Source organism: Mycobacterium sp. NPDC003449 (assembly GCF_053588415.1).
In genome coordinates this window covers 56,007-77,907 of the sequence record NZ_JBSFPX010000010.1, presented here as the reverse complement: position 1 = coordinate 77,907, position 21,901 = coordinate 56,007, and the positions used below count along the sequence as shown (strand labels likewise).

Here is a 21,901-nt window from a genome sequence, read left to right as displayed (position 1 = left end):
GGCATCGGCGATCAGCCACCCCAGCTGCGGGTCACCGTAGAACCGCGTCGCCAGCGTGTCCAGGGTGTCCCCCGCGGCGACGGTGTACCGGGTGAAGTCTGGGATGATCAACCGCCGGCCCACATCGATCACGTCGGGATCGGCGACACCGCTCGCGGTGGCGATCAGCCGATAGAGTTCCGCGTCGCCGTAATACCGTAACGCCAGTGCCCACAGTGTCTCTCCCGCCAGGACCGTGTGTGTTCTGACCATGCGTTCCACCCCTCAAGTTCGCAACTGCCCCGGCGACGGTGCCCTGAACCAGTCGGCGCGTTCGACTGGTCGACGGTAGGTCCATTCTATGCCGTGACCGCCCTGGCCCAGGGCCGGATCGCGGATAAACCGCCAATCGAACACCCATGGACGCCGGACCGCCCACGGCGGCGAAATTCACTAGGGCCGAACATGTTTGCCAGATCTGCAGTAGGTCGACCAACCCTCGCCGCGGGCAAAGTGCGACGCTTAATATACAGTCTTGCATTTCTAATACGGTGTCGTATAGTAGTGACCGGCACCACAGCGGTCGTCGACGGGCCAGCCCCTCCCTATTCGACGCCTGGTTGGTGAGCAATCGGCGTTCGGCCCTGGCGCCGAACATCTTTCGGACATGAGACGCCTACAGCACAGCCCGAGGAGCGACCTGCATGACAGCGATACAGCCCGCGCGGCCGGGAGAATGGTTCGACAACGGCATCGGACTGCGTGATATCGCCGCCGACCGGTACCCGATGAACATCACCACCGACCGCTACGTCGACCCCGATTACGTTGAACGCGAGCGTGACAACATCTGGCTACGGGTGTGGCAGGTCGCCGGCCGCGAGTCGGAGCTGGGCGACGTCGGCGACTGGAAGGAATACCGGTTGCTCGACCAGTCGTTCCTGCTCGTGCGCGGCAAGGATCACCGGATCCGGGGGTTCGTCAATGCCTGCAGGCACCGGGGCAACATCCTCTGCCGCGGAACGGGTAATGCCAAGCGCGGCATCGTGTGTCAGTACCACCTGTGGTCCTACGACCTCACCGGCAAGCTCAAAGGGGTGCTACGGGAGGAGGAAAACGAGTTAGCCGCACCCGACAAGGAGGGGCTGGGCCTGCACGAGGTCGCGGTCGAATGCTTCGGCGGGTTCATCTTCCTCAACCCCGATCCGCAGGCCGCGCCGCTGGCCGAGTTCCTCGGTGCCGACGTCGTCGACCTGCTCACCCCTTACCACCTCGAGGAGATGGTGACCGTTCTCGACGTCCGGGAAGCATTGGACTGCAACTGGAAAGTCGTCATGGACGCCTTCGAGGAGGGCTACCACATCTCCGGGATACATCCGCAGCTGCTGCAGGTCGTCATGATCGATCCCAGCACGACGCGGTACCGCTTCTTCGATCGGCACAGCGTCTCATGTGCCCCGTTCGAGGTGGCCGGGGCCAAGTACGGACTGGAGGAGCAGATCGAGGGCATCATGGGACTGCCCGAGACCTTCCCGTCGGTCACGGCGGTCCTCCCCCGATTCCAGGAGCTGGTCGCCGGTTACCGCGACCAGAACGGGACGCTGGAGCTGCCCGACGGCGTGACGCCGAGGACGTTGTTGCAGACCGCGACCCGAGAAACCCTGACCGGCATGGGTTTCGACGTCAGCGGGCTGACCGATGCCCAGATGAGCGACAACCACGGGTGGGTGTTGTTCCCGAACTTCTTCATGACGGTGCGCGCGGGCGAGGCCACGGTGATCATGGCCCGGCCGCACGAGAGCGGCGACCCCAACCGCTGCTACTGGCACATCGTCAGCGTGATGTGGCTCCCCGAGGAGCACCGCGATGTGTTCAAGGCGGATCCGATCGACGTGCAGGAGCCAGGCAGCTTCAAATACTTCCTTGCCCTGCAACAGGATTACGAGCAGATGCCGCGGCAGCAGCGCGGTCTGCGCAACCGGCGGCTGACGTCCATGTCGCTGGTCAAGGAAGAGGTCGTCATCGCGCACTATCACTCGGTGATCGACCGCTACCTGGCCGAAACGGCCAGGTAGGCCCGCCGGATCAGCCGGCGCCACCGCCGTCAGCGGACTCGACATGGGCCATCACCATCTCGAGGAACGGCAGGTAGAGGTCCTCGGAGTCGATGTGGCTGCCGAGGGTGACTCCCTCGTTGGTGGCGATCAGGACTTTCGCCAACACCTCCGAGGGCACCCGCAGCCGGCCTCCGATCTTGTCCAGGTGTGCGTCGATGTAGTCGGCCAACGACCGCACGGTCTGCTGCCGCTGCTCGGCCACCCGGGCCCTGGCCTCGGGGTTGCGCAACAGAAACAGCGTGAACTCGTAGCCGAGCGCCGCCCGCTCCGGTGCGCCGATGCTCAGCTCCCGCCACCGCTCGGCCAGTTTGTCGGCGTCGAAGTCGCTCAACGTGTGGAACGACTCCACGATATCGGCGAACCCGTCGAGGAACCGCTGGAGCTGGCGTTCCATCACGGCCAGGAAGAGTTCCTCCTTGGTGCCGAAGTGCGAGTAGATCGCCCCCCGGGTGTAGCCCGCGGCATCGGCGATCACCTCGAGCGCCGCGGCCCCGAAGCCCTGCCGGGCAACCACCTCCTCGGCGGCGTCGAGCAGCAGGTTGCGCGTGTGCTCGACCCGCCGTTGCCTGGTCCACCGTTCAGCCACGACCCCATCCTCCCAGGCCATCCGGCGGATCAGGACGCCACGCCGGAGCGCCGAACTCTAAATTCAATATTGTATCTGTAATACATAACTGTATATTAATCTCGGCAACACCAACACGAAAGGACCGCAATGGATCTCGTCGACCGCATCGCCAAACACCGCCGCATGGCGGAGAGCTACCGCGACAAGTACGTACTGCAGAAGGTGCACGAGGGTGAGACCTACGACGACTGGGAGTTCACCGATGACGCGGTCTACACCTCGCCGTACTTCGTGGCCGGCCAGGAACTGGTACTCAAAGATGTGGCCACCTCGTTCGCCACGGCCGCCACGGTCGAGGCCAAGGCGTATTCGGTGGTCTTTCCGGATTGGAAGCCGGTCGATCACAAGTTCTGGCCTGCCGAGAACGGACTGGTGATGCGGTTCCGTTGGGAGGGAACCACAACCGACGGCGAGACGATGGGGTTCTACTCGATCAGCTTCATCGAGACGAACGAGGACGCCCAGATCACCCACTGGTCGACCTACGTCAACGACGAGGAGTACGGACCCTTCCTGGAGAAGGCGATCGGAGCCCGCGGACCGTTCCGGGGTGAGGAGTACATGCAGGCGTTGGCGCGGCACTTCGAAAAGCACGGCCTGTGACCGTCGACGCCGACAGCGACCTGCGCTACGACCCGTGGAACGTCGAGCTCAACGCCGACCCCTACCCGATGTTCAAACGGTTCCGCGATCAGGCCCCGCTGTACTACAACAGCGAGCACGACTTCTACGCGGTCAGCCGGTTCGAGGACGTCAACCGGGTGCTGGTCGACCACCGGACGTTCAGTTCGGCGCGCGGCGTGGTCCTGGAGATCCTGAAGTCGGGCATGGAGATCCCGCCCGGAGTCCTGATCTTCGAAGACCCGCCGGTCCACGACATCCACCGAAATCTCCTGGCGCGGGCGTTCACTCCACGAAAGATCAATGCGCTCGAACCCCACATCCGGGAGTTCACCGCGCGCTGCCTTGACCCGCTCGTCGGCGGTGATCACCTGGATTTCGTCAAGGACCTCGGGTCGGTGATGCCGCTGCGGGTGGTCGGCATGCTGTTCGGCATCCCCGAGCATTTCCAGCGCCGGGTGCAGGAGGACGGCGACCGCCACGTCCGGACCGAACGCGGCAAGCAGATGACCGACAACCCCGACGGCGCGTTGACCGACGGGCAGGTTTTCGCCGACTTCATCGACTGGCGGGCCGCCCACCCGGCCGACGATCTGACCACCGAGTTGCTGCAGGTCGAGTTCGAGGACGAGAACGGGGTCACCCGGCGGCTGCGCCGCGACGAGCTGCTGATGTTCATGAACGTGGTGGCCGTCGCCGGCGCCGAGACCACGACCCGGCTGATCGGCTGGTCGGGAAAACTGCTGTCCGAACATCCCGACCAGCGTCGCCGCCTGACCGTGGACCGCTCGCTGCTGTCGGCTGCCGTCGAGGAGATCCTGCGCTTCGAGCCGCCCGCGCTGCAGGCCGCCCGGTACGTCACCGGTGACGTCGAGTTCCACGGGACGACGGTCCCGGCCGGGAGCGCGCTGCTGACCCTGATCGGGGCGGCCAATCGCGACGAACGCCGATTCGGCCCCGACGCCGAGAGTTTCGACGTCGGCCGGGCACCGCGCCAACACCTCACCTTCGGCGTGGGGGCGCACTACTGCCTGGGCAACGCGCTCGCCCGGCTCGAGGGCCGCATCGCACTCGACGAGATCCTCACCCGGTTCCCGGACTGGGAGGTCGATCTCGACAAGGCCGTCTTCTCGTCGTCATCGGCGGTTCGCGGATGGGACAGCATGCCTGCCCGCATCTGAGGTGTCTCACCGATAGCAAATGGTTTCGGTTCCGTTACCGGTTGCATAGCGGGTACCCACACTCGACACAGGGCCAGCACACGACGGCCGGTTAGTTTTCATCGTGCGGCAACCTGCTGCACCGATGAGAAACGGAGTGAGGCAATGTCTTTGAAGAAGATCGCGTGCATGTCCACGCTGGCGGCGGGGATCGGCATGGCCGGGATGCTCGGCCTGGGGCTCGGGACGGCAGCCGCCCAGCCGGGGCCGGGCTGCGCCCCTGGGGGCAACCACTGTGCAGGCCAACCCAACGGCCCGGGCGGCTCCGGCCCCGGGAACGGTCCGGCCGGCTGGCACGACCGCGGCATCGACCAGGGCCGCCAAGACCACCAGCCGTTCAACTGGAACGGCCAGCAGGTGACCCCGATGCCCGCCGGCAACGGCCCTGGTTGGGGCTTCTGGTTCCTGGGTACCTGGATTCCGCTCTGATGACTGGTACGGCGCCGCCTGGTGCCCCACCAGGCGGCGCGGCCGCGTCATTCCGCGCGGTCGCCCGGCGCCCGCCCGGTGAACCGGTTGAGTCTGGACAGGCCGGGAATGCCCGACAACATCCTGAACACGTCGTTGCCCGTTGCGATCAGCGCCTCGAACTGCGGCAACAACCGGTCCATGGTGCGAAACATCGGATCGGCCATGGCCAGGTACCGCTCGGTGCGGTCGATCGTGGTGTTGAGCCGCTCGGTCGCCACGGCCAGGTTCTCCAGCAGGTCGGGTAGTTGCGCCACGATCTGGGCCGAGGCCGGCGGGATGCGCATGGCGCCACCCGCGACCGCTTGTGCGGTCTCCACCGCCGATTGCGCGGTGCCGACCGCGGCCTGCGCCGCCGACCGCAGATCGCTCGGTTTCGGAACCTTCTGAGTGCCCATGGGGTAACTGTGCCCCCATGATGCCCGCACTGTCCGCGTTATCGCAGGTCCCAAACCCCGCCGCGCGGTGCCGCCGGTCTGCGCGGGCACACTGGGCAGGTGTCTGAGTCCGTAGGATCCCACCCCCAGTACGACGTATTCGCCGATGAATTCCTCGACCACGCCCGCGATGGCCTGTACAACGCCCATTACGACCGGCCGGCCTGCCTGGCACTGTTGGGCGGCGTCGATGGCAGAACGGTGCTCGACGCCGCATGCGGCCCCGGGCTCTACGCCGAGGAACTGGTGGCCGGCGGCGCGTCGGTGGTCGGCCTCGATGTCAGCCCGCGGATGGTGGAGCTGGCGCGGGAACGCGTACCGTCGGGGCAGTTCCGGGTCCACGATCTGGCCGCACCGCTGACCTGGCTACCGGACGGCTCGGTGGATCTGGTGCTGTTCGCGCTGGCGCTCGAATATCTCGACGACCGTCCGGCGGCGCTGCGGGAGTTCCACCGGGTGCTGCGCCCCGGCGGCGCGCTCGTCCTGTCCCGCCAGCACCCCACCGGCGACTGGTTGCGGCACGGCGGCAACTACTTCGACCCGAAGGTGATCGAGGAGACCTGGAGCAAGGGCTGGCGGGTCCGGTACTGGCTGACCTCTCTGGAACAGACCTGCGATGAGTTGCGGCAGGCCGGGTTCCTCATCGAGCAGCTACGCGAACCGCGACCCACCCAGCGGGCCGCCGAGCTCGATCTTGCTGCATACCAGCGTCTTTCGCGTGAGCCGACCGGATTCATGGCGATCCGCGCCGTACCCGATCCGAGGTGAGGGGTTGACAACATACAACCGTTTGGTTGTATGTTTGTGGGGTGACCGACGCGGACGAGGACAGGGCGGACGCGTTCTTCCACGCCCTGGCCGACCGCACTCGACGGGACATCCTGCGTCGGGTGCTGGCCGGGGAGCATTCGGTCACGGCGCTTGCGGCGAATTACGACATGAGCTTCGCCGCCGTGCAGAAGCACGTCGCCGTGCTGGAGAAGGCAGGCCTGATCTCCAAGCGTCGCCAGGGGCGAGAGCAACTTGCGACCGGCGATGTGGAGGCCGTGCGTTCGGTGGCTTCGATGCTCGTTGAGCTCGAGGGCGTCTGGCGCGGCCGCATCACTCGCATCGACGACCTACTCACCAAGGAGCAACCATGCCCGTCACCGACGTCACCAGGAACATCGACGACCTGACCCTGACGATCACCGCGGAGTTCGCCGCGCCCGTCGAGCGGGTCTGGCAGATCTACGCCGACCCGCGTCAGCTGGAGAAGATCTGGGGTCCACCCACCTACCCGGCGACCGTGGTCGAACATTCGCTCACCCCAGGTGGTGCGGTCAAGTACTTCATGACCGGACCGGACGGGGCGAAGTTCGCCGGCTACTGGAAGGTCACCGCCGTCGACGAGCCCCGCAGCTTCAGCTTCGACGACGGCTTCGCCGACGACGAGTTCAATCCGGCGTCGGACCTGCCGGTCTCACACAACGTCTACACCTTCGAGGCCGTCGGCGCCGACGCCACCAAAGTCACCTACGACTGCAGGTTCGACACGGCCGAGGATCTGCAGAAAGTGCTCGAGATGGGTGTCGAGGAGGGCTCGAAGTCGGCTATCGACCAGATCGACGCTCTGCTTGCGGGCTGACCGACCTCCGGCCCGCGGGGCCGGTAGCCACCGTAGCGCTGATCCTCGCCGATTCGTCGTGCCGCGGACCGGGGGTCCATAATCGAGAAACGTCAAGATGAGCTAACGATCGGAGGGGATGTGGCGGAGGCCGTCAGCGGGACCGAAGCCACCCGGTCCGCCCCCGCCGCCCAGGCACCGCACCGCCACCCCGCGCTCCTGATCGCCGGGCTCAGCCTCGTCGCGCTCACCGTCGCGGTGCTGCAGACCGCGGTGGTGCCGGTCCTCGGCATCATCGCCACCCAACTGCACACCACGTCGGTGGCCGTGAGTTGGGCCGTCACCGCCAATCTGCTGGCCGCGGCCGCCGCTACTCCGCTGATCGGCCGGCTCGCCGACCTCTACAGCAAGAAGCGGGTGCTGCTCGGCGTGCTGGCGGTCGTGTTGGCCGGGTCGGTGCTGGCGGCCGCCACCGCATCGGTGCCGCTGCTGATCGCGGCGCGCATCATGCAAGGGGCGTCCTACGCGCTGTATCCGATCAGCATCGCGATCCTGCGCGAGGAACTCGCCGAGGACCGCTTGATCGGCGCCATGTCGGTGTTGTCGGGCACGCTGGGTTTCGGCGGCGGCGCGGGTCTGGTCGTCACCGGTCTGTTGATGTCCGGCGATGCCGGGTATCACCGGGTCTTCTGGCTCACCACCGCGTTCACCGCTCTCGTCATCGTCGCCGCGGCCCTGGTCGTGCCGGCTCGCCGTCCGGACGCGCAGGGCTCCATCGACTGGCTGGGTGCGATCGGGCTGGCCGGCGGCCTGTCCGCGGTCCTGGTGGCCATCACGCAGGGGAACGCGTGGGGCTGGACCGCCCCGCCGGTCCTCGGATTCCTCGTCGGCGGGGTGGCGCTGCTGGTCGGCTGGTGGCTCTGGGAGCGACGCGTCCGCCATCCGCTGGTGTCGACGGCGATGCTGACCAGGCGACCGATCCTGCTGACCAACCTCGCCACCGTCTTCGTCGGAATGGGCCTGTATTTCGCGTTTCTGGGCCTGACCCAGTTCGTGCAGATGTCGCGCGCGGCGGCGGGGTACGGATTCGGCGCCACGGTCCTGCAGGCCAGCGTCTACTTCCTGTTGCCGGGCGCCCTGACGGGTTTCGTCGTGGCGCTGGTGAGCGGTCGGTTCATCGACCGGTTCGGTGCCCGGCGGGTGCTGGTGGCCGCGGCGCTGGCCGGCATCGCCGGGTTCGTCATGCTCGCCGCGGCCCACGACCGGGCGTGGCAGGTGATCGTCGCCGGGATGCTGGCCAACGCCTACATCAGCCTCGGTTACGGTGCCCTCCCCGCGCTAGTGGTCAGCGAGGTCGACACGAGCCAAACCGGGATCGCCACCAGCATGAACGCCATCGCGCGGACGATCGGAAGTTCCACGGCGGCCGCGATCGTCGCCGTGCTGCTCGGCCATGCCGCGGCGCCCGCCGAGACCAGTTTCGTGACGATCTTCGTCGGCGGCGCGGTCACCGCGGGGCTGGCACTGGCGCTGATCGCGATATCGCGCGCGCCGGACCGGCACAGCGAGTCCCCCCAGACCCTGTCGGAATCGCGCGCGATGAACCACGAGTGGGGCTGACCGAACTCGACGGTTTCGCGTCCTACCAGCAACGCCGACTGCGAAAATGAGGCGGACACATCCCGCATCTCCCCGTCCGCAGGCGCCGCACACCTGCCGTTCGACGTTGCCTCCGTTGATGTGGAATCGCGCATCGAAAGCGCGGTCCGACGACCGATTCCATTGTAAAAATGTTAAATCGTTGCGGAATCGCTTGCGCAGGTCGCTCGAATCCGCGATTGTTTATCCACGGCCACCCCGGCTGCACACGAGGAGGACCACGCTGACCGGCCCAGACACCACCGCCGTCGACGATCGACAGGACGGCGCACCGCGCATCGGTGGCGAACCCGTCATCGAGATCGACCACGTCACGAAGCGGTTCGCCGACTACGTGGCCGTGGCCGACGCCGACTTCACCATCGCATCGGGCGAATTTTTCTCCATGCTCGGCCCGTCCGGATGCGGTAAGACCACCACGCTGCGGATGATCGCGGGCTTCGAAAGCCCCACCGAGGGTGCGATCCGCCTCGCCGGGGCCGACGTGTCCCGGGTTCCGCCGCACAAACGCAACGTCAACACGGTCTTCCAGCACTATGCGCTGTTTCCGCATATGACGGTGTGGGACAACGTCGCCTACGGGCCGCGCAGCATGAAGAAGGACAAGGCGGAGATCAAGCGCAGCGTCGACGAACTCCTGGAGATCGTGCGGCTCACCGATTTCGCCAAACGCAAACCCGGTCAACTCTCCGGCGGGCAGCAACAGCGGGTCGCGCTGGCCCGCGCCCTGGTGAACTACCCCAGCGCCCTGCTGCTCGACGAACCGCTGGGAGCCCTCGACCTGAAACTGCGCCACGCCATGCAGTTCGAGCTCAAACGCATCCAGCGTGAGGTCGGGATCACCTTCGTCTACGTCACCCACGATCAGGAAGAGGCGCTCACCATGAGCGACCGGATCGCGGTGATGAACGCGGGCAACGTCGAACAGATCGGCAGCCCGACCGAGATCTACGACCACCCGTCGACGGTGTTCGTGGCCGGTTTCATCGGCCAGGCCAACCTGTGGGCCGGACGCCAGACCGGCCGGGCCAACCGCGACTACGTCGAGGTCGAGGTGCTGGGCACCACCCTCAAGTCCAGGGCCGGCGACACCACCATCGAACCGGGCGGTCACGCCACCCTGATGATCCGCCCGGAGCGGGTCCGGGTCACCACCGATCAGCCGGGCTCGTCCGACGTTATGTCGGTTCCGGCCACCGTCGCCGACCTGACCTTTCAGGGGCCCGTCATCCGGCTTTCCCTTGCCGCACCGGATGATTCGGCGATCGTCGCCCACGTCGGGCCCGAACAGGACCTGCCGATGCTGCGGCCAGGCGATCAGGTGCACGTGAGCTGGTCCCCCGACGCGTCGCGGGTGCTCCCGGCGGCCGACATCCCCACCACCGAGGATCTCGAAGAGATGCTCGACGACTCCTGAGCATTCGCAGCAGCCGACCCACCCCTCATCAACGACGACAGCGCCGCACTTCGAGAAAGGTCGCTCATGCCCGACAACACCGATCCCCGACTGCTCGCCCGGCTGGCCGCCAACCGCACCTCGAGGCGGCGGTTCCTCGGCGGCAGCGCCGCCGCAGCGGCCGCGCTCGCCCTGGGGCCTGCCGTGCTCGCCGCCTGCGGGTCGGGCGGCGACGGAGGCTCGGCCGAGTCGTCCTCGGCGGCCCCGGACGACGGTTCGCCGGCCACCGGCACCCTGCGGATCTCCAACTGGCCGCTATACATGGCCGACGGATTCGTGGCGGCCTTCCAGACCGCGTCGGGGCTCACGGTCGACTACAAGGAGGACTTCAACGACAACGAGCAGTGGTTCGCCAAGGTCAAGGAACCGCTGTCGCGTAAACAGGACATCGGCGCGGATCTGGTGGTGCCCACCGAGTTCATGGCGGCCCGGCTCAACGGGCTCAAGTGGCTCAACGAGATCAGCGAGTCCCGCGTCCCGAACAAGAAGAACCTGCGCGAGGATCTGCTCAACTCCAAGATCGACCCGGGCCGCAAGGTCACCGCACCGTATATGACCGGCATGGTGGGCCTGGCCTACAACCGGGCCGCGACCGGCCGCGACATCACCAAGATCGACGATCTGTGGGATCCCGCGTACAAGGGCCGGGTCAGCCTGCTCTCCGACACCCAGGACGGCCTCGGCATGATCATGCAGTGGCAGGGCAATTCGGTCGAGGACCCGACCACCGAGGGCGTGCAGAAGGCCGCCGACTTCGTCGGCGATCAGAAGGGCAGGGGGCAGATCCGCCGGTTCACCGGCAACGATTACGCCGACGACCTCGCTTCGGGCAATGTCGTTGTAGCCCAGGCATACTCCGGAGACGTGGTGCAGCTCCAGGCCGACAACCCCGATCTGAAGTTCGTAGTCCCCGAGTCCGGCGGTGACTGGTTCATCGACACCATGGTGATTCCGTACACCACACAGAACCAGAAGGCGGCCGAGGCCTGGATCGACTACGTTTACGACCGGGCCAATTACGCCAAGCTCATCGCGTTCACCCAGTTCGTGCCGGTGCTCTCGGATATGACCGACGAACTCGCCAAGATCGACCCCAAGATCGCAGGCAACCCGCTGATCAACCCGCCCGCCGACATGTCGGCCAACCTGAAGTCCTGGGGCGCGCTGACCGACGAGCAGACCCAGGAGTTCAACACCATTTACGCCGCAGTGACCGGGGGCTGACGCCGATGGCGGGCGTAGCCACCAGTAGCCGGCAGCGGAGCAGGATCGCCCCGTACCTGATGATCCTGCCCGCCCTGGTGTATCTCGGGATCTTCTTCGTGGTCCCGTTCTTCTCGCTGGCGCGCACCTCGCTGTCGTCGTCGGGCGGCTCGGTCTATCTGCCCACGCTGACCTTCGACTGGAACTTCGGCAACTATCTGCACGCCTTCAGCGAATACCAGGACCAGATCCTGCGGTCGTTCGGGTACGCCCTGGTGGCGACGGTGTTGTGCGCGATCCTGGCCTTCCCGTTGGCCTACGTCATCGCGTTCAAGGCTGGCCGCTACAAGAACCTGATCCTCGGCCTGGTCATCCTGCCGTTCTTCGTCACCTTCCTGATCCGCACCATCGCCTGGAAGACGATCCTGGCCGACGAGGGATGGGTGGTCAGCGCACTCGGCGCCGTCGGCCTGCTTCCCGCCGACGGCAGGCTGCTGTCGACGAGTTGGGCGGTCATCGGCGGGCTCACCTACAACTGGATCATCTTCATGATCCTGCCGCTCTACGTCAGCCTGGAGAAGATCGATCCCCGACTGATCGAGGCGTCCAAGGACCTGTACTCGTCGAACACCCGCAGCTTCACCAAAGTGATTCTGCCGCTGTCGATGCCGGGCGTGCTGGCGGGCAGCATGCTGGTGTTCATCCCGGCCGTCGGCGACTTCATCAACGCCGACTATCTCGGGAGCACCCAGACCACGATGATCGGCAACGTCATCCAGAAGCAGTTCCTGGTGGTCAAGGACTATCCCGCGGCGGCCGCGCTCAGCATGGTGCTGATGGCGATCATCCTGGTCGGGGTGCTGCTCTACACCAGGGCCCTCGGCACGGAGGACCTGGTATGACCGCCACCGCGATGGCCGAGGCCACCAGCCCGGCCGAGCCGAGCACCGTCAAGGGATCCCCGAAGTGGGGTGATCTGTCGCTGCGGATCGTCGCCGGACTGGTACTGCTGTACCTGTTCCTGCCGATCTTCGTGATCGTGCTGTTCTCGTTCAACAAGCCCGCGGGCAAGTTCAACTACACCTGGCAGGGCTTCACCTTCGAGAACTGGGCCGACCCGTTCAAGTACCCGGCCCTGACCGATGCGCTCAAACTCAGCCTCAACGTCGCCGCGGTCTCGACCGCGGTGGCGCTGGTCCTGGGCAGCCTGGTCGCGATCGCGTTGGTGCGCCAACGGTTCCGGGGGCAGAAGGCCGTCGACACCTTTCTGGTGCTGCCGCTGACCGCGCCCGAGGTCGTGATGGGCGCGTCGCTGCTCACCCTGTTCCTCGACCTGGGCTGGGCGGCCGGCTACACCACGATCCTCATCGCACACATCGCCTTCGAAGTCAGCTTCATCGCGATGACGGTGCGGGCCAGGGTCCGCGGATTCGACTGGACCCTGGAGGACGCGTCGATGGATCTGGGCGCCAGCCCGGCCCGGACGTTCTTCAAAGTGACTCTGCCACTGATCATTCCGGGCATCGTCGCCGCCGCGATGCTGTCGTTCGCGCTGTCGCTCGACGACTTCATCATCACCTATTTCGTCAGCGGGTCCACCGTGACCTATCCGCTGTATGTGAACGCCGCGACCAAGGCCGCGGTGCCGCCGCAGATCAACGTGCTCGCGACGGCGATCCTGGTGATCAGCTTGCTGCTACTGATGGCGGGAACGCTCTATCGGCGCAAGCGGATCGACACCTGATCGCCCCACTTTCATGCGCGAGCAGACGCGGCGGTACCCGTAATTCGCCGTTTACGGGTACGCCCGCGTCTGCTCGGCGGCTAATCCAGGGTCACGCTGACCGCGACCCGGCCCTCCGCGTCGCGGTTGGCGATCGCGTGCCCGTTGCGATCCCGACCGTCCAGGTCGACCAGCGTGATCGGCCCACCCTCGCCGAGGAAGTTGCGCCACCAGGTTTTGCTGTCGGGCGCCATCACATGGATGGTCGCCCGGTTGCCGTCGCGTTTGACCGAAACCGGAGTCTCGAAGGTCTGTCCCGAACGCCGCCCCTGGTACCGGATGACCACCACGCTGTCGCCTACCCAGCGGCCCAGCAACGGAATTCGGGTAAGGCCGACCATCGCCGTGTTGAACCACCGCACGACGGGTGAGCCGAAGATTCCACGTGCCACCCGGTCAGGGTAGCCCGGTCAGCCGATCTCGGCGGGAATCGGCACGTTACGTGATCCGGTGCGGGCCGCGCCGACACCCGCGGCCACCACGAAGCAGATGCCGATCGCGCCGGTCGGCCCCGGGACCTGGTGCAGCACGACGAGCCCGACGATCATCGCGAAGGCAGGCTCCAGACTCATCAGCGTGCCGAACGCCGCGGTGTTCAATCGCCGCAGGGCCAACAGTTCCAGGGCGAACGGAACGACCGGCAGCAGAATCGCCAACCCGATCCCGATCAGCAGGATCTCCGGGGTGACCCGCCCGAATACCGACGGCCCTACGGTCGCGGTGGCGACCAGACCGGCCACCGGCATCGACACCGCCAGGCCGTTGATTCCGGCCACCGAATCGCCCACCCGCTGGGTGAGTAGGATGTAGCAGGCCCAGCAGGCCGCGGCGCCGAGGGCGTACAGCACGCCGACCGGATCGACGCTGCCGGTCCACGGCTCGGTCAGCAGGACGACGCCGGCGGCGGCCAGACCGGGCCACATCAGCCGGCTCCGTCCTCTGCCGTGCGCGACCGCGACCCCGAGCGGTCCGAGGAACTCCAATGCCGCCGCGGTGCCGAGCGGGATACGCGCCAACGCCGCCATGAACAGCAGGGTGACACCGGCCGTGACGAGTCCGAGCACCACGCACCAACCGAACGCCGACTTGGTGAACGCGGCCGGGCGGGGCCGCACGATCACCAGCATGAGCACCCCGGCCCAGGCCAGCCGCAGCCACGCCGCGCCCTCGGCGCCGATGTCGTCGATCAGACCGACCGCGACCGCCAGCCCGGTCTGCACGCACAGCATCGAGCACACGGCCATGAGTGCGCCGGTGCGGGCGGCGTTATGGGTCAGGGTCGCGGTCACTACTGCATTGAAGGGCAGCGAAACCGTTCACGTCCACATGATTATTCCGGACATACCGTTCATGAAACCCTGACGGTATGTCACGGGATGAGCACGTGCTTGCCCACCGACCCGCGGGACTCGACGAGCCGGAGCACCGTGCGCCCGTCCTCCAGCCGGTGTACCTCCGGCCGGCCCGGCGCGATCACCGCGGCGCGGATCAGTCCGTCGAGCTCCTCGAGCAGTTCGGCGTGCAGGCCGGGTGCGCGCCGGGCGAGGACACCGATATGCAGACCCACGAGATTGACCTGGTGCCGGAAGATCAGATCCGAGGCGGCCACGGACGCGTCACCGGCGGCGACGCCGTAGACGACGACGCTGCCCGTCACCGGCCTGGCGACCGCCAAACTGGCTTCCAACGTGGTCGCGCCCACCGAGTCGAGCACCAGGTCCACACCCTCGCCGGCGGTGAGCGCCAACACCTGTTCGGTCACCGAGCCGTAGTCGATGACGTCGTCGACCCCCAGGCTGCGCAGCAGGTCGCGTTTGCCCGGCGAGGCGGTCCCGAGCACCCGCGCACCGTAGTGCCGGGCCAGCCGGACCGCGGCCTGGCCGACGCCGCCTGCCGCGGCGTGGATCAGCACGGTGTGCTGGTCACCGAGGACTCCGCGCAGCCGTAGCGCGGCCAGCGCGGTGAACCAATTCGCTTCGAGGCCAATGGCCTCGGTGGAGGTCCAGCCTGACGGCACCGGCAGCACGGCGGCCGCGGGCGCCAACGCGTACTCGGCGTACGCCCCCGCCGACCACGCCACGATCCGGTCACCGACGCGGGGACGGGTGACACCGGGGCCCAGTTCCAGGACCTCGCCCGCCATCTCGAAGCCGGCGACGTACGGAGCCCGGGGGCCTCCGACATACGTGCCGTAGGTATGCATGACATCGGCGAAGTTCACCCCCGCCGCGTCGACCTTGACCAGAACCTCCCCCGGCCCCGGTGTCGGAGTGGGTTGATCGGTGACGGCCGCCAGGTCACCCGGGCCGGCAGCCGACCGTTGTCGCAGGGCACGCATGGTCGGTGCGCCGTGCTTGTCCGTCGATATCGCTGTCATGGGTACAGGATGAGCACCGCACGCTAGCGGCAGGGTCAACTCCCCGCCGTCACCGGCCCGATCGCGGCCAGGTACGCGTCGAGCGCTTCACGATCACGCACCAGCCGGCTGATCCGGTCGTCGAGCTTGGACCTCTGAGCCAGCAGCTGCTCGACGAACTGTCGGCATGCCGCGGGCGGGACGAGTGCGTCCGGCCCTAGATGCGGCAGCAGCTCCTTCACCAGCCGGAGCGGAATGCCGTTGTTCACCAGCGCTTTCACCTGCCGGACCCGGTGGACCGTGTCGGCGCCGTACACCCGGTAACCGTTCGCGCACCGGCCTGCGGGCTCGATCAGCCCCTCCGACTCATAGTGCCGCACAGCGCGGACGCTCACTCCGGCGCGGCTGGCCAACTCACCGATCGCGATCATGACTGCCAGCAACGTCGCCCACCGACCAGGTGTTCCGCGGTTGGTCGTGGTATCCGCACACGACGAGTTCGCGTCGTGATCACGAAACCGACACCTCCTCGTGTCACGGTGGCGGTGTGCGGGTCGAGCCGGTACTGCCGACGAGGCGGTTTCACCGATTCTGCGTGCGGGTCGTGGACCGGCTACCGTTCGGGCTGAACACCATCGTCGCCCCCACATTCGTGGGCTTCGTGCTGATCAACAGCTTCACCTTCGGTGTCGATCTGATGATCCTGACGGCGCTGCACGGCGGGCTCGGCGCTCCGCTGCCGATCGCGGTGACCGTCGCCTACGCCTGCGCCTTCGCGCTCGCGTACGTCCTCAACCGGACCTTCAACTTCCGGTCCCACGCGGCCGTGGGACCCCAGATGACCGTCTACGTAGTGGTCGTCGTGGTCAATTACCTGGCGTTCATCCTCGGGGTATCGACCCTGCTCACGGCGGCGGGGGTCGAGTACCACCTGGCCCGGATCCTGGCCGGGGCATGCGAAGCCGCCTATATGTACAGCGCGATGCGGTGGGTGGTGTTCCGCCGCTGACGCCCGGCTACTGGGCTGGTTCGTAGCCGCAGATGGCTTCGACCTTGTCCGCGGACTTGCTCGCCGGGTCGAATTCGTAGCCCAGCCATTCGCGGGCCAGCCGGCGGGCCAGTTCCAGCCCCACCACCCGCTGACCAAAACACAACACCTGCGCGTTGTTGGACAGCACCGACCGTTCCACCGAGAAACCGTCGTGCGCGGTCACGGCGCGAATGCCGGGAACCTTGTTGGCGCTGATCGCCACCCCCAGCCCGGTGCCGCACACCAGCAGCGCACGGTCGGCCTTCCCGTCCGCCACCAACCGGGCCGCGGCGACGGCGACATGCGGGTAGGCGGTGTCCTCGTCGGCGCCGACCCCGACATCGATGACCTCGGTCACCCGATCGTCGGCGGTCAGATCGCCTTTGAGCGCCTCTTTGTAGTCGTAGCCCGCATCGTCGGAGCCGACGACGATACGCAGTTTCGGATGGCTGGTCATGAGTTGTCTCCTGATTCGGTGAATATGGTGCCGACGGTGCGCGCGCACAAGGCGAGTGAGGTGGCGCCGGCATCGGGGGTGCCGACGCTGCGGTCAGCCAGCGGTCTGGCCCGGCCCACCTTCGGGCGCAGATCCGCTGTCGCACGGGCGGCCTCGGTGGCGACTTCGGCGGCCGCGCGCCAGCCGTCCTGCCAGGCCTGGCCGTCCGATACCCGCCGTTCCAAGTCCTCGACGAAGGGCAGCAGCGCGTCGAGCATGGTCTTGTCGCCCGGCGCGGCGCCACCCAACCGCACCAACGCGTCGTAACCGTCGCGCATTCCGGCGGCGATGTCGCCACCCCCGGGGCGGCCGGTGTCGCCGAGGCGGGTGCCCAGTGCGCTCAGCAGGGCGCCCCACAGCACTCCGGAGGTGCCGCCGGCCTTGGCGGCCCAGGCCTTTCCGGCCGCCGTCAGCACCGAGCCCTGCCCGGCCCCATCGTCGACGGCGGCGGCCGCGGCGTCGCGGGCCGCGGACGACCCCTTCACCATGCCGCGTCCGTGGTCGCCGTCGCCGGCGATCGCGTCGATGCGGCCGAGTTCGTCCTCGGCGCCGGCGAGCTCCTCGGCCATCGCGGTGAGGGCCCGTGCGGCCAGTCGCGCCCCGTTCCGGCCGTCATCGTCGGCGAGCTCCGCCAGATCCGGTACCGCCGTTGTGCCCTCGACGTCCTCGCCGGAGCGCAACTGACCCGACCCGGGGTCAGCGGCGGCGCCCTTCTTGTAAGCCGGGGTGTCTGCGGGCGCGGTCCAGTACCGCTCCAGCTCCTCGTCGAGCCACATCACGGTCAGCGAGCACCCGGCCATGTCCAGGCTGGTGACCAGCTCACCCACCTCCGGCTCGACCACGGTGTACCCGCGTTCACGCAGCAGGCGGGCCACCTCACCCCACACCACGAACAGTTCCTCGTATTTGGTGCGGCCAAGGCCGTTGAGGATCACCGCGATTCGTTTCTCCGGTGCGTCGGGCCGGTCCCCAAGCACCCCGTCAACCAGGGTGGCGGCCAGGCCCGCCGCGGTCGGCATCGCCTCGTCGGCCACGCCCGGCTCACCGTGGATTCCCAGCCCGAGACCCATGTGCCCGTCCGGCACGGTGAACAGCGGGTGATCGGCGCCCGGAAGTGTGCAGCCGTCGAAGGCCACGCCGAGCGTGCGGGTGGCGGCGTTGGCGGCTTCGGCCACCCGGACCACACCGGCCAGGTCGAGACCCTCCTCGGCCGCCGCCGACGCGCATTTGAACACCGTGAAATCGCCTGCGATACCGCGCCGTTTGTCCTCCTGGCCACGCTCGGCGCTGGCGACGTCGTCGGTGACGGCGAAGTAGTGCGCGTCGATGCCCTCAGCGCGCAGCTGGGTGACGGCCAGCCCGAAGTTCATCACATCACCGGCATAGTTCCCGGTGGTGAGCAGCACACCGGCGTCGCCGTGCGCGGCCCGGGCCACCGAGGCGGCCTCCTCGGCCGAGGGTGAGGTGAAGATGTTGCCCACGACCGCGCCGTCGGCGAAACCCGGTCCGACGGTGCCGCAGAACGCCGGATAGTGGCCCGACCCACCACCGATCACCACCGCGACCTTGCCGGGCCGGGTCCGGTGGGCCCGCACCACCCCGCCGGGAACACCGGCGACGTGGCGGGCATTGGCGTCCAGGAAGCCCACCAGCATGTCCTCGGTGAACCGGGCCGGATCGTTGAACAGCTTGGTCATCGCAACCGCTCCCCCGAATCGACGTCGAACAGATAGACCCGCTCGGCCGGCGCCGTCACGACGACCTGCTGCTCGGGTTCGTAGCTTTCGGCGGCGGGCGTCTGCACCACGATGCCCTCCTCCGCGCCGGCGACCGTGCTGGTCGCCAGCCCGAACTCGAGCAGGTGCTCGAAGTAGGCCACGGTGGCCGAGACACCTTCGCCGCCGTCGGTCCGCAGCGCGCAGTCCTGGGGCCGGATCCCCACCGAGACCCTGGTCCCGTCCGCCACCCCGGTCACGGTGGTGTCGAGTGCCCCTGCGCCAGAGCCGATTTCGACCCTGGTCCGGCCGCCCTCGACGCGTGCGGTGCCGTGCAGGACATTGATCTGCGGTTCACCGACGAACTGCGCCACGAACAGGTTGGCCGGATCGTCGAACACCTCGTCGGGCGTGCCGAACTGCTGCACCACGCCGGCATCCATCACCGCGAGCCGGTCGGCCAGTGACAGCGCCTCCACCTGGTCGTGGGTGACGACGATCGTGGTGTAGCCGAATTCGCGTTGCAGGACCTTGAGTTCGCGGCGCACCCGCTGCCGGGCGGACGCGTCCAGGTGGCTCAGCGGCTCGTCGAGCAGCAGCACCGGCGGGTTGCGCACCAGCGCCCGGGCCAGCGCGACCCGCTGTTTCTGGCCGCTGGACAGGCCGGCCGGCCGCAGCTCCAGCATGTCGTCCATCTCGAGCCGGCTGCTGATCGAGGCCACCAGCTGTTCGGCGCCCTTGACCTTGCGGGCCTTGAGCCCGTAGAGCAGGTTCTCCCGCACCGACATCGGCGGATACAGCGCGTAGCTCTCGAAGCCGACCCCGATTCCGCGTTTGGCCGCGGGCAGCTGTGACACCTCGCGCTCGCCGATCCTGATCGAGCCACTGGTCACCGTCTCAAGCCCGGCGATCATCCGAAGTGTGGTGGTCTTACCGCATCCGGACGGGCCGAGCAGCGCCACCAGCTCTCCCGGTTCGATCGCCATATCGATGCCCTTGACGGCCTGGAAGCTCTCCCGGCCCCGCGACGAGTACGTCTTCACCAGGTCGGTCAGGGTCAGGCTCTGCGCCGTGCCGGTCTGCTTCGGTGCCGTCACCGTCGTCGTCACTGCGCTGCCTCCAATGCGGAATCATGTTCGGCCCGGCCCAGCCTCGGGGTGTCTCCGGTGCCCGCGGCGAACAGGTGGATATCGGGTTCGGCGACCGAGAGACTCACGTCCGCACCCTCCCCGACCCCTTCGCGCCCGGAGGCCAGCACGATCAGCTGGGTGCCCGCGACGTCGACGGTCAACTCGACGTTACGGCCAAGCCGTTCGGCCAGCAGCACCCGGCCCCGCAACGTGCCTGCGTCGGGTGTGACGTGGATGTCGCAGGGCCGCAAACCGACCCGCACCCGCTCACCACGCCCGCATTCGACCCCGGCAGGCACCGCGAGGTCGAACGCCCCTGCGCCGTCGGCGCTGCCGAGCCGTACCCGGCCGTCGTCGACCACACCGTCGAGCAGGTTGATCTCGGGCTGCCCGAGCGCCTTGGCGACGAAGGTGTCGGCCGGTCGGCGCCAGATCTCCTCGGGGGTGCCGATCTGCACCAGGGAGCCCTCGCGCATCACCGCGATCCGGTCACCGAGCGCCAGGGCCTCCTGGTAGTCGTGGGTGACATAGATCGTGGTGGTGCTGCTCATGGCGCCGAGCTGTTTGAGTTCGGCCCGCATCGCCGCACGCAGTTTGGCGTCGAGGTGGCTGAGCGGTTCGTCGAGCAGATAGATGTCGGCGGGCCGCACCAGCACCCGCCCCAGCGCGACCCGCTGGCGCTGGCCGTTGGACAGCTCGCGCGGGAATCGCTTCTGCAGGTGGTTGATTCCGAGAGTGGTAGTGACCTGGTCGATGCGCTCGGCGCGCTGGGCGTCGGAGTAGCTGCCGGTGCGCCCCGATTTGAGCGGCGAGGCCAGGTTCTCCGCGACGGTCTTCTGCGGGTAGAGCGCGTAGCTTTCGAAGGCCATCGCGACGTTGCGATGATAGGGCTCCACCCGGGTGACGTCGGTACCGCCGATGTGCACCGAACCGGCATCGATGTCGACCAGCCCGGCCACCGATTTCAGCGTGGTGGTCTTACCGGCCCCACTGGGCCCGAGGATGACGAAGAACTCACCGTCGGCGATGTCCACCGACACCCCGTTCACCGCTTTGGTTTTGCCGAACGACTTGTGCACGTCGGCGATCGATACGGAGGACATCAGGCCTTCACCGCCCCGAACGACAGGCCGCGCACCAGATACCGCTGAATGGTCAAAGCCAGGATCAGCGGGGGCAGCGCGGCGATGATGGCGGCCGCGGCGGTCAGGTTGTAGTAGGCCTGCCCGCCGCCGCCGAGGAACTTGGTGATCGCGACGGTCACCGTGCCGGCATTGCTGTCGGCGAGAATCAGCGGGAACACGTAGTTGTTCCACGCGAAGATGAACGCCAGCAGGGCCGCGGCCGCGATCCCCGGTCGCACGATCGGCAGCGCCACCATGAGGAACGCCCTGCGGCGGGTGTAGCCGTCGAGCAGCGCGGCCTGCTCGAGGTCCTCGGGCAGGTCCTGGAAGTAAGACCGCAGGATCCACACCACCAGCGGCATGGTGACCAGCTGCAGCACCCAGATCATGCCGACCTTGGTGTCGAACAGCCCGATCTGGTTGTAGATCACGAACAGCGGCACGATCACCATGAGTTCGGGTGCGAACCGGAACGACAGCATGGTGAACATCAGGTCATTGCTGCCCTTGTACTGCCAGCGCCCCGCCGCGTAGGCGGCCGGGATGCCGATCACCAGCGAGACGATCACCGCGCCACCGCAGTTGAGCAGGCTGGTGAGCAGCGACGCCTTGAAGTCGACGCTGGTCATCTGGGTGCCCTTGTCGGAGAGCACGGTGGCGAAGTTCGACCAGGTGGGGCTGAACGAGAAGTACGTGCTGGTCTGTTCCTCGGCGTTCTTGAGCGCCAGCATCAACATCCAGAAGATCGGGAACAACGAGAAGATGAACCAGATCACCACGCCCACATCGGCGGCCACCGACCCGATCGACAGCCGCTTCTGGCCGGGAGACAGTTCGGCTCTACTGAACAGTGTTTTCTTGACGGCCATGGCC

The 21,901-nt window shown here is 67.4% G+C and carries 25 protein-coding genes; 13 read left to right on the top strand and 12 right to left on the bottom strand.

From position 1 onward, the window contains the following. Positions 1 to 252 (bottom strand): LysM peptidoglycan-binding domain-containing protein (locus tag ACWDTP_RS05400; protein WP_450017320.1); only part of this gene is annotated, 252 nt, incomplete at its 3' end. A gap of 431 nt (positions 253 to 683) precedes the next feature. On the opposite strand from ACWDTP_RS05400, the gene ACWDTP_RS05395 reads away from it, so the two are divergent. Then, positions 684 to 2,054, top strand: coding sequence for an aromatic ring-hydroxylating oxygenase subunit alpha (locus ACWDTP_RS05395; RefSeq protein WP_450017318.1), 1,371 nt, complete (start codon positions 684 to 686; stop codon positions 2,052 to 2,054). A 10-nt stretch (positions 2,055 to 2,064) separates the two neighbouring features. Here ACWDTP_RS05395 and ACWDTP_RS05390 read toward each other — a convergent pair whose 3' ends face one another. Continuing rightward, positions 2,065 to 2,682 carry a TetR/AcrR family transcriptional regulator gene (locus tag ACWDTP_RS05390; RefSeq protein ID WP_450017316.1) on the bottom strand — a complete coding sequence of 206 codons (618 nt, stop codon included), beginning with the start codon at positions 2,680 to 2,682 and terminating at the stop codon, positions 2,065 to 2,067. Positions 2,683 to 2,811: 129 nt separating this feature from the next. Here ACWDTP_RS05390 and ACWDTP_RS05385 point away from each other — a divergent pair, with 129 nt between their 5' ends. From ACWDTP_RS05385 to ACWDTP_RS05375, 3 genes are all read left to right on the top strand, one after another. Beyond that, positions 2,812 to 3,327, top strand: coding sequence for a hypothetical protein (locus ACWDTP_RS05385; protein ID WP_450017314.1), 516 nt, complete (start codon positions 2,812 to 2,814; stop codon positions 3,325 to 3,327). After that, positions 3,324 to 4,526 carry a cytochrome P450 gene (locus ACWDTP_RS05380; RefSeq protein ID WP_450017312.1) on the top strand — a complete coding sequence of 401 codons (1,203 nt, stop codon included), beginning with the start codon at positions 3,324 to 3,326 and terminating at the stop codon, positions 4,524 to 4,526. Before ACWDTP_RS05385 ends, ACWDTP_RS05380 begins: the two co-directional genes overlap by 4 nt. Positions 4,527 to 4,670: 144 nt before the next feature. Further along, positions 4,671 to 4,994 carry a hypothetical protein gene (locus ACWDTP_RS05375; protein WP_450017310.1) on the top strand — a complete coding sequence of 108 codons (324 nt, stop codon included), beginning with the start codon at positions 4,671 to 4,673 and terminating at the stop codon, positions 4,992 to 4,994. A gap of 47 nt (positions 4,995 to 5,041) precedes the next feature. Here ACWDTP_RS05375 and ACWDTP_RS05370 read toward each other — a convergent pair whose 3' ends face one another. After that, a complete protein-coding gene (locus ACWDTP_RS05370) occupies positions 5,042 to 5,431 on the bottom strand; it encodes a hypothetical protein (protein WP_450017308.1) in 390 nt (129 codons plus the stop codon). 99 nt (positions 5,432 to 5,530) lie between these two features. Between ACWDTP_RS05370 and ACWDTP_RS05365 the strand changes: the two genes are divergently transcribed. The 8 genes from ACWDTP_RS05365 (at position 5,531) to ACWDTP_RS05330 (ending at position 13,138) form a co-directional block, all read left to right on the top strand. Then, complete coding sequence (locus ACWDTP_RS05365) at positions 5,531 to 6,238, top strand: class I SAM-dependent methyltransferase (protein WP_450017306.1); 708 nt, start codon at positions 5,531 to 5,533, stop codon at positions 6,236 to 6,238. Between the two features lie 41 nt (positions 6,239 to 6,279). Next, on the top strand, positions 6,280 to 6,648 hold the full coding sequence (locus ACWDTP_RS05360; protein WP_450017304.1) for an ArsR/SmtB family transcription factor: 369 nt from the start codon (positions 6,280 to 6,282) through the stop codon (positions 6,646 to 6,648). After that, positions 6,609 to 7,097, top strand: a complete 489-nt coding sequence (locus tag ACWDTP_RS05355; protein WP_450017302.1) for an SRPBCC family protein — start codon at positions 6,609 to 6,611, stop codon at positions 7,095 to 7,097. Before ACWDTP_RS05360 ends, ACWDTP_RS05355 begins: the two co-directional genes overlap by 40 nt. Positions 7,098 to 7,217: 120 nt before the next feature. Then, positions 7,218 to 8,696: an MFS transporter gene (locus ACWDTP_RS05350; RefSeq protein ID WP_450017300.1), complete on the top strand. Its 1,479-nt coding sequence runs from the start codon at positions 7,218 to 7,220 to the stop codon at positions 8,694 to 8,696. 316 nt (positions 8,697 to 9,012) lie between these two features. Beyond that, positions 9,013 to 10,152, top strand: a complete 1,140-nt coding sequence (locus tag ACWDTP_RS05345) for an ABC transporter ATP-binding protein (protein WP_450017332.1) — start codon at positions 9,013 to 9,015, stop codon at positions 10,150 to 10,152. 66 nt (positions 10,153 to 10,218) lie between these two features. Beyond that, positions 10,219 to 11,415: a polyamine ABC transporter substrate-binding protein gene (locus tag ACWDTP_RS05340; protein ID WP_450017298.1), complete on the top strand. Its 1,197-nt coding sequence runs from the start codon at positions 10,219 to 10,221 to the stop codon at positions 11,413 to 11,415. 5 nt (positions 11,416 to 11,420) lie between these two features. Next, positions 11,421 to 12,296, top strand: a complete 876-nt coding sequence (locus ACWDTP_RS05335; protein ID WP_450017296.1) for an ABC transporter permease — start codon at positions 11,421 to 11,423, stop codon at positions 12,294 to 12,296. After that, positions 12,293 to 13,138 carry an ABC transporter permease gene (locus tag ACWDTP_RS05330; protein ID WP_450017294.1) on the top strand — a complete coding sequence of 282 codons (846 nt, stop codon included), beginning with the start codon at positions 12,293 to 12,295 and terminating at the stop codon, positions 13,136 to 13,138. The genes ACWDTP_RS05335 and ACWDTP_RS05330 overlap by 4 nt, the downstream gene beginning before the upstream one ends. An 80-nt stretch (positions 13,139 to 13,218) precedes the next feature. Here ACWDTP_RS05330 and ACWDTP_RS05325 read toward each other — a convergent pair whose 3' ends face one another. The 4 genes from ACWDTP_RS05325 to ACWDTP_RS05310 form a co-directional block, all read right to left on the bottom strand. Then, positions 13,219 to 13,569: a hypothetical protein gene (locus ACWDTP_RS05325; RefSeq protein WP_450017292.1), complete on the bottom strand. Its 351-nt coding sequence runs from the start codon at positions 13,567 to 13,569 to the stop codon at positions 13,219 to 13,221. Positions 13,570 to 13,587: 18 nt separating this feature from the next. Further along, positions 13,588 to 14,484, bottom strand: coding sequence for an EamA family transporter (locus ACWDTP_RS05320; RefSeq protein WP_450017330.1), 897 nt, complete (start codon positions 14,482 to 14,484; stop codon positions 13,588 to 13,590). A 62-nt stretch (positions 14,485 to 14,546) separates the two neighbouring features. Then, positions 14,547 to 15,554, bottom strand: coding sequence for a zinc-binding dehydrogenase (locus ACWDTP_RS05315; protein WP_450017290.1), 1,008 nt, complete (start codon positions 15,552 to 15,554; stop codon positions 14,547 to 14,549). A gap of 35 nt (positions 15,555 to 15,589) precedes the next feature. Then, positions 15,590 to 15,976, bottom strand: a complete 387-nt coding sequence (locus ACWDTP_RS05310; RefSeq protein ID WP_450017288.1) for a MerR family transcriptional regulator — start codon at positions 15,974 to 15,976, stop codon at positions 15,590 to 15,592. A 104-nt stretch (positions 15,977 to 16,080) separates the two neighbouring features. On the opposite strand from ACWDTP_RS05310, the gene ACWDTP_RS05305 reads away from it, so the two are divergent. Further along, entirely contained in the window at positions 16,081 to 16,542 is a 462-nt protein-coding gene (locus ACWDTP_RS05305; protein WP_450017287.1) for a GtrA family protein, read from the top strand. A 7-nt stretch (positions 16,543 to 16,549) separates the two neighbouring features. On the opposite strand, the gene derI1 is transcribed toward ACWDTP_RS05305, so the two are convergent. The 5 genes from derI1 to ACWDTP_RS05280 are packed head-to-tail and all read right to left on the bottom strand — an operon-like array spanning position 16,550 to position 21,897. Next, a complete protein-coding gene (gene derI1 / locus ACWDTP_RS05300) occupies positions 16,550 to 17,020 on the bottom strand; it encodes a D-erythrulose 4-phosphate isomerase DerI1 (RefSeq protein ID WP_450017285.1) in 471 nt (156 codons plus the stop codon). Beyond that, positions 17,017 to 18,756, bottom strand: coding sequence for a D-erythrulose 4-kinase (gene derK, locus ACWDTP_RS05295; protein ID WP_450017283.1), 1,740 nt, complete (start codon positions 18,754 to 18,756; stop codon positions 17,017 to 17,019). The genes derI1 and derK overlap by 4 nt, the downstream gene beginning before the upstream one ends. Then, positions 18,753 to 19,883: an ABC transporter ATP-binding protein gene (locus tag ACWDTP_RS05290; protein WP_450017281.1), complete on the bottom strand. Its 1,131-nt coding sequence runs from the start codon at positions 19,881 to 19,883 to the stop codon at positions 18,753 to 18,755. The genes derK and ACWDTP_RS05290 overlap by 4 nt, the downstream gene beginning before the upstream one ends. Continuing rightward, positions 19,880 to 21,007, bottom strand: a complete 1,128-nt coding sequence (locus ACWDTP_RS05285; RefSeq protein WP_450017279.1) for an ABC transporter ATP-binding protein — start codon at positions 21,005 to 21,007, stop codon at positions 19,880 to 19,882. Before ACWDTP_RS05285 ends, ACWDTP_RS05290 begins: the two co-directional genes overlap by 4 nt. Further along, positions 21,007 to 21,897 (bottom strand): carbohydrate ABC transporter permease, encoded by an 891-nt coding sequence (locus tag ACWDTP_RS05280; protein WP_450017277.1) that lies wholly within the window; start codon positions 21,895 to 21,897, stop codon positions 21,007 to 21,009. The genes ACWDTP_RS05285 and ACWDTP_RS05280 overlap by 1 nt, the downstream gene beginning before the upstream one ends. Positions 21,898 to 21,901 lie beyond the last annotated feature (4 nt).

What these genes read in the sequence shown, in the direction of transcription:
- ACWDTP_RS05395 (WP_450017318.1), top strand. Translation starts at nt 684, where the DNA reads ATGACAGCGATACAGCCCGCGCGGCCGGGAGAATGGTTCGACAACGGC.
- ACWDTP_RS05385 (WP_450017314.1), top strand. Translation starts at nt 2,812, where the DNA reads ATGGATCTCGTCGACCGCATCGCCAAACACCGCCGCATGGCGGAGAGC.
- ACWDTP_RS05375 (WP_450017310.1), top strand. Translation starts at nt 4,671, where the DNA reads ATGTCTTTGAAGAAGATCGCGTGCATGTCCACGCTGGCGGCGGGGATC.
- ACWDTP_RS05370 (WP_450017308.1), bottom strand. Translation starts at nt 5,431, where the DNA reads ATGGGCACTCAGAAGGTTCCGAAACCGAGCGATCTGCGGTCGGCGGCG.
- ACWDTP_RS05355 (WP_450017302.1), top strand. Translation starts at nt 6,609, where the DNA reads ATGCCCGTCACCGACGTCACCAGGAACATCGACGACCTGACCCTGACG.
- ACWDTP_RS05340 (WP_450017298.1), top strand. Translation starts at nt 10,219, where the DNA reads ATGCCCGACAACACCGATCCCCGACTGCTCGCCCGGCTGGCCGCCAAC.
- ACWDTP_RS05335 (WP_450017296.1), top strand. Translation starts at nt 11,421, where the DNA reads ATGGCGGGCGTAGCCACCAGTAGCCGGCAGCGGAGCAGGATCGCCCCG.
- ACWDTP_RS05330 (WP_450017294.1), top strand. Translation starts at nt 12,293, where the DNA reads ATGACCGCCACCGCGATGGCCGAGGCCACCAGCCCGGCCGAGCCGAGC.
- ACWDTP_RS05315 (WP_450017290.1), bottom strand. Translation starts at nt 15,554, where the DNA reads ATGACAGCGATATCGACGGACAAGCACGGCGCACCGACCATGCGTGCC.
- derI1 (WP_450017285.1), bottom strand. Translation starts at nt 17,020, where the DNA reads ATGACCAGCCATCCGAAACTGCGTATCGTCGTCGGCTCCGACGATGCG.
- derK (WP_450017283.1), bottom strand. Translation starts at nt 18,756, where the DNA reads ATGACCAAGCTGTTCAACGATCCGGCCCGGTTCACCGAGGACATGCTG.
- ACWDTP_RS05285 (WP_450017279.1), bottom strand. Translation starts at nt 21,007, where the DNA reads ATGTCCTCCGTATCGATCGCCGACGTGCACAAGTCGTTCGGCAAAACC.
- ACWDTP_RS05280 (WP_450017277.1), bottom strand. Translation starts at nt 21,897, where the DNA reads ATGGCCGTCAAGAAAACACTGTTCAGTAGAGCCGAACTGTCTCCCGGC.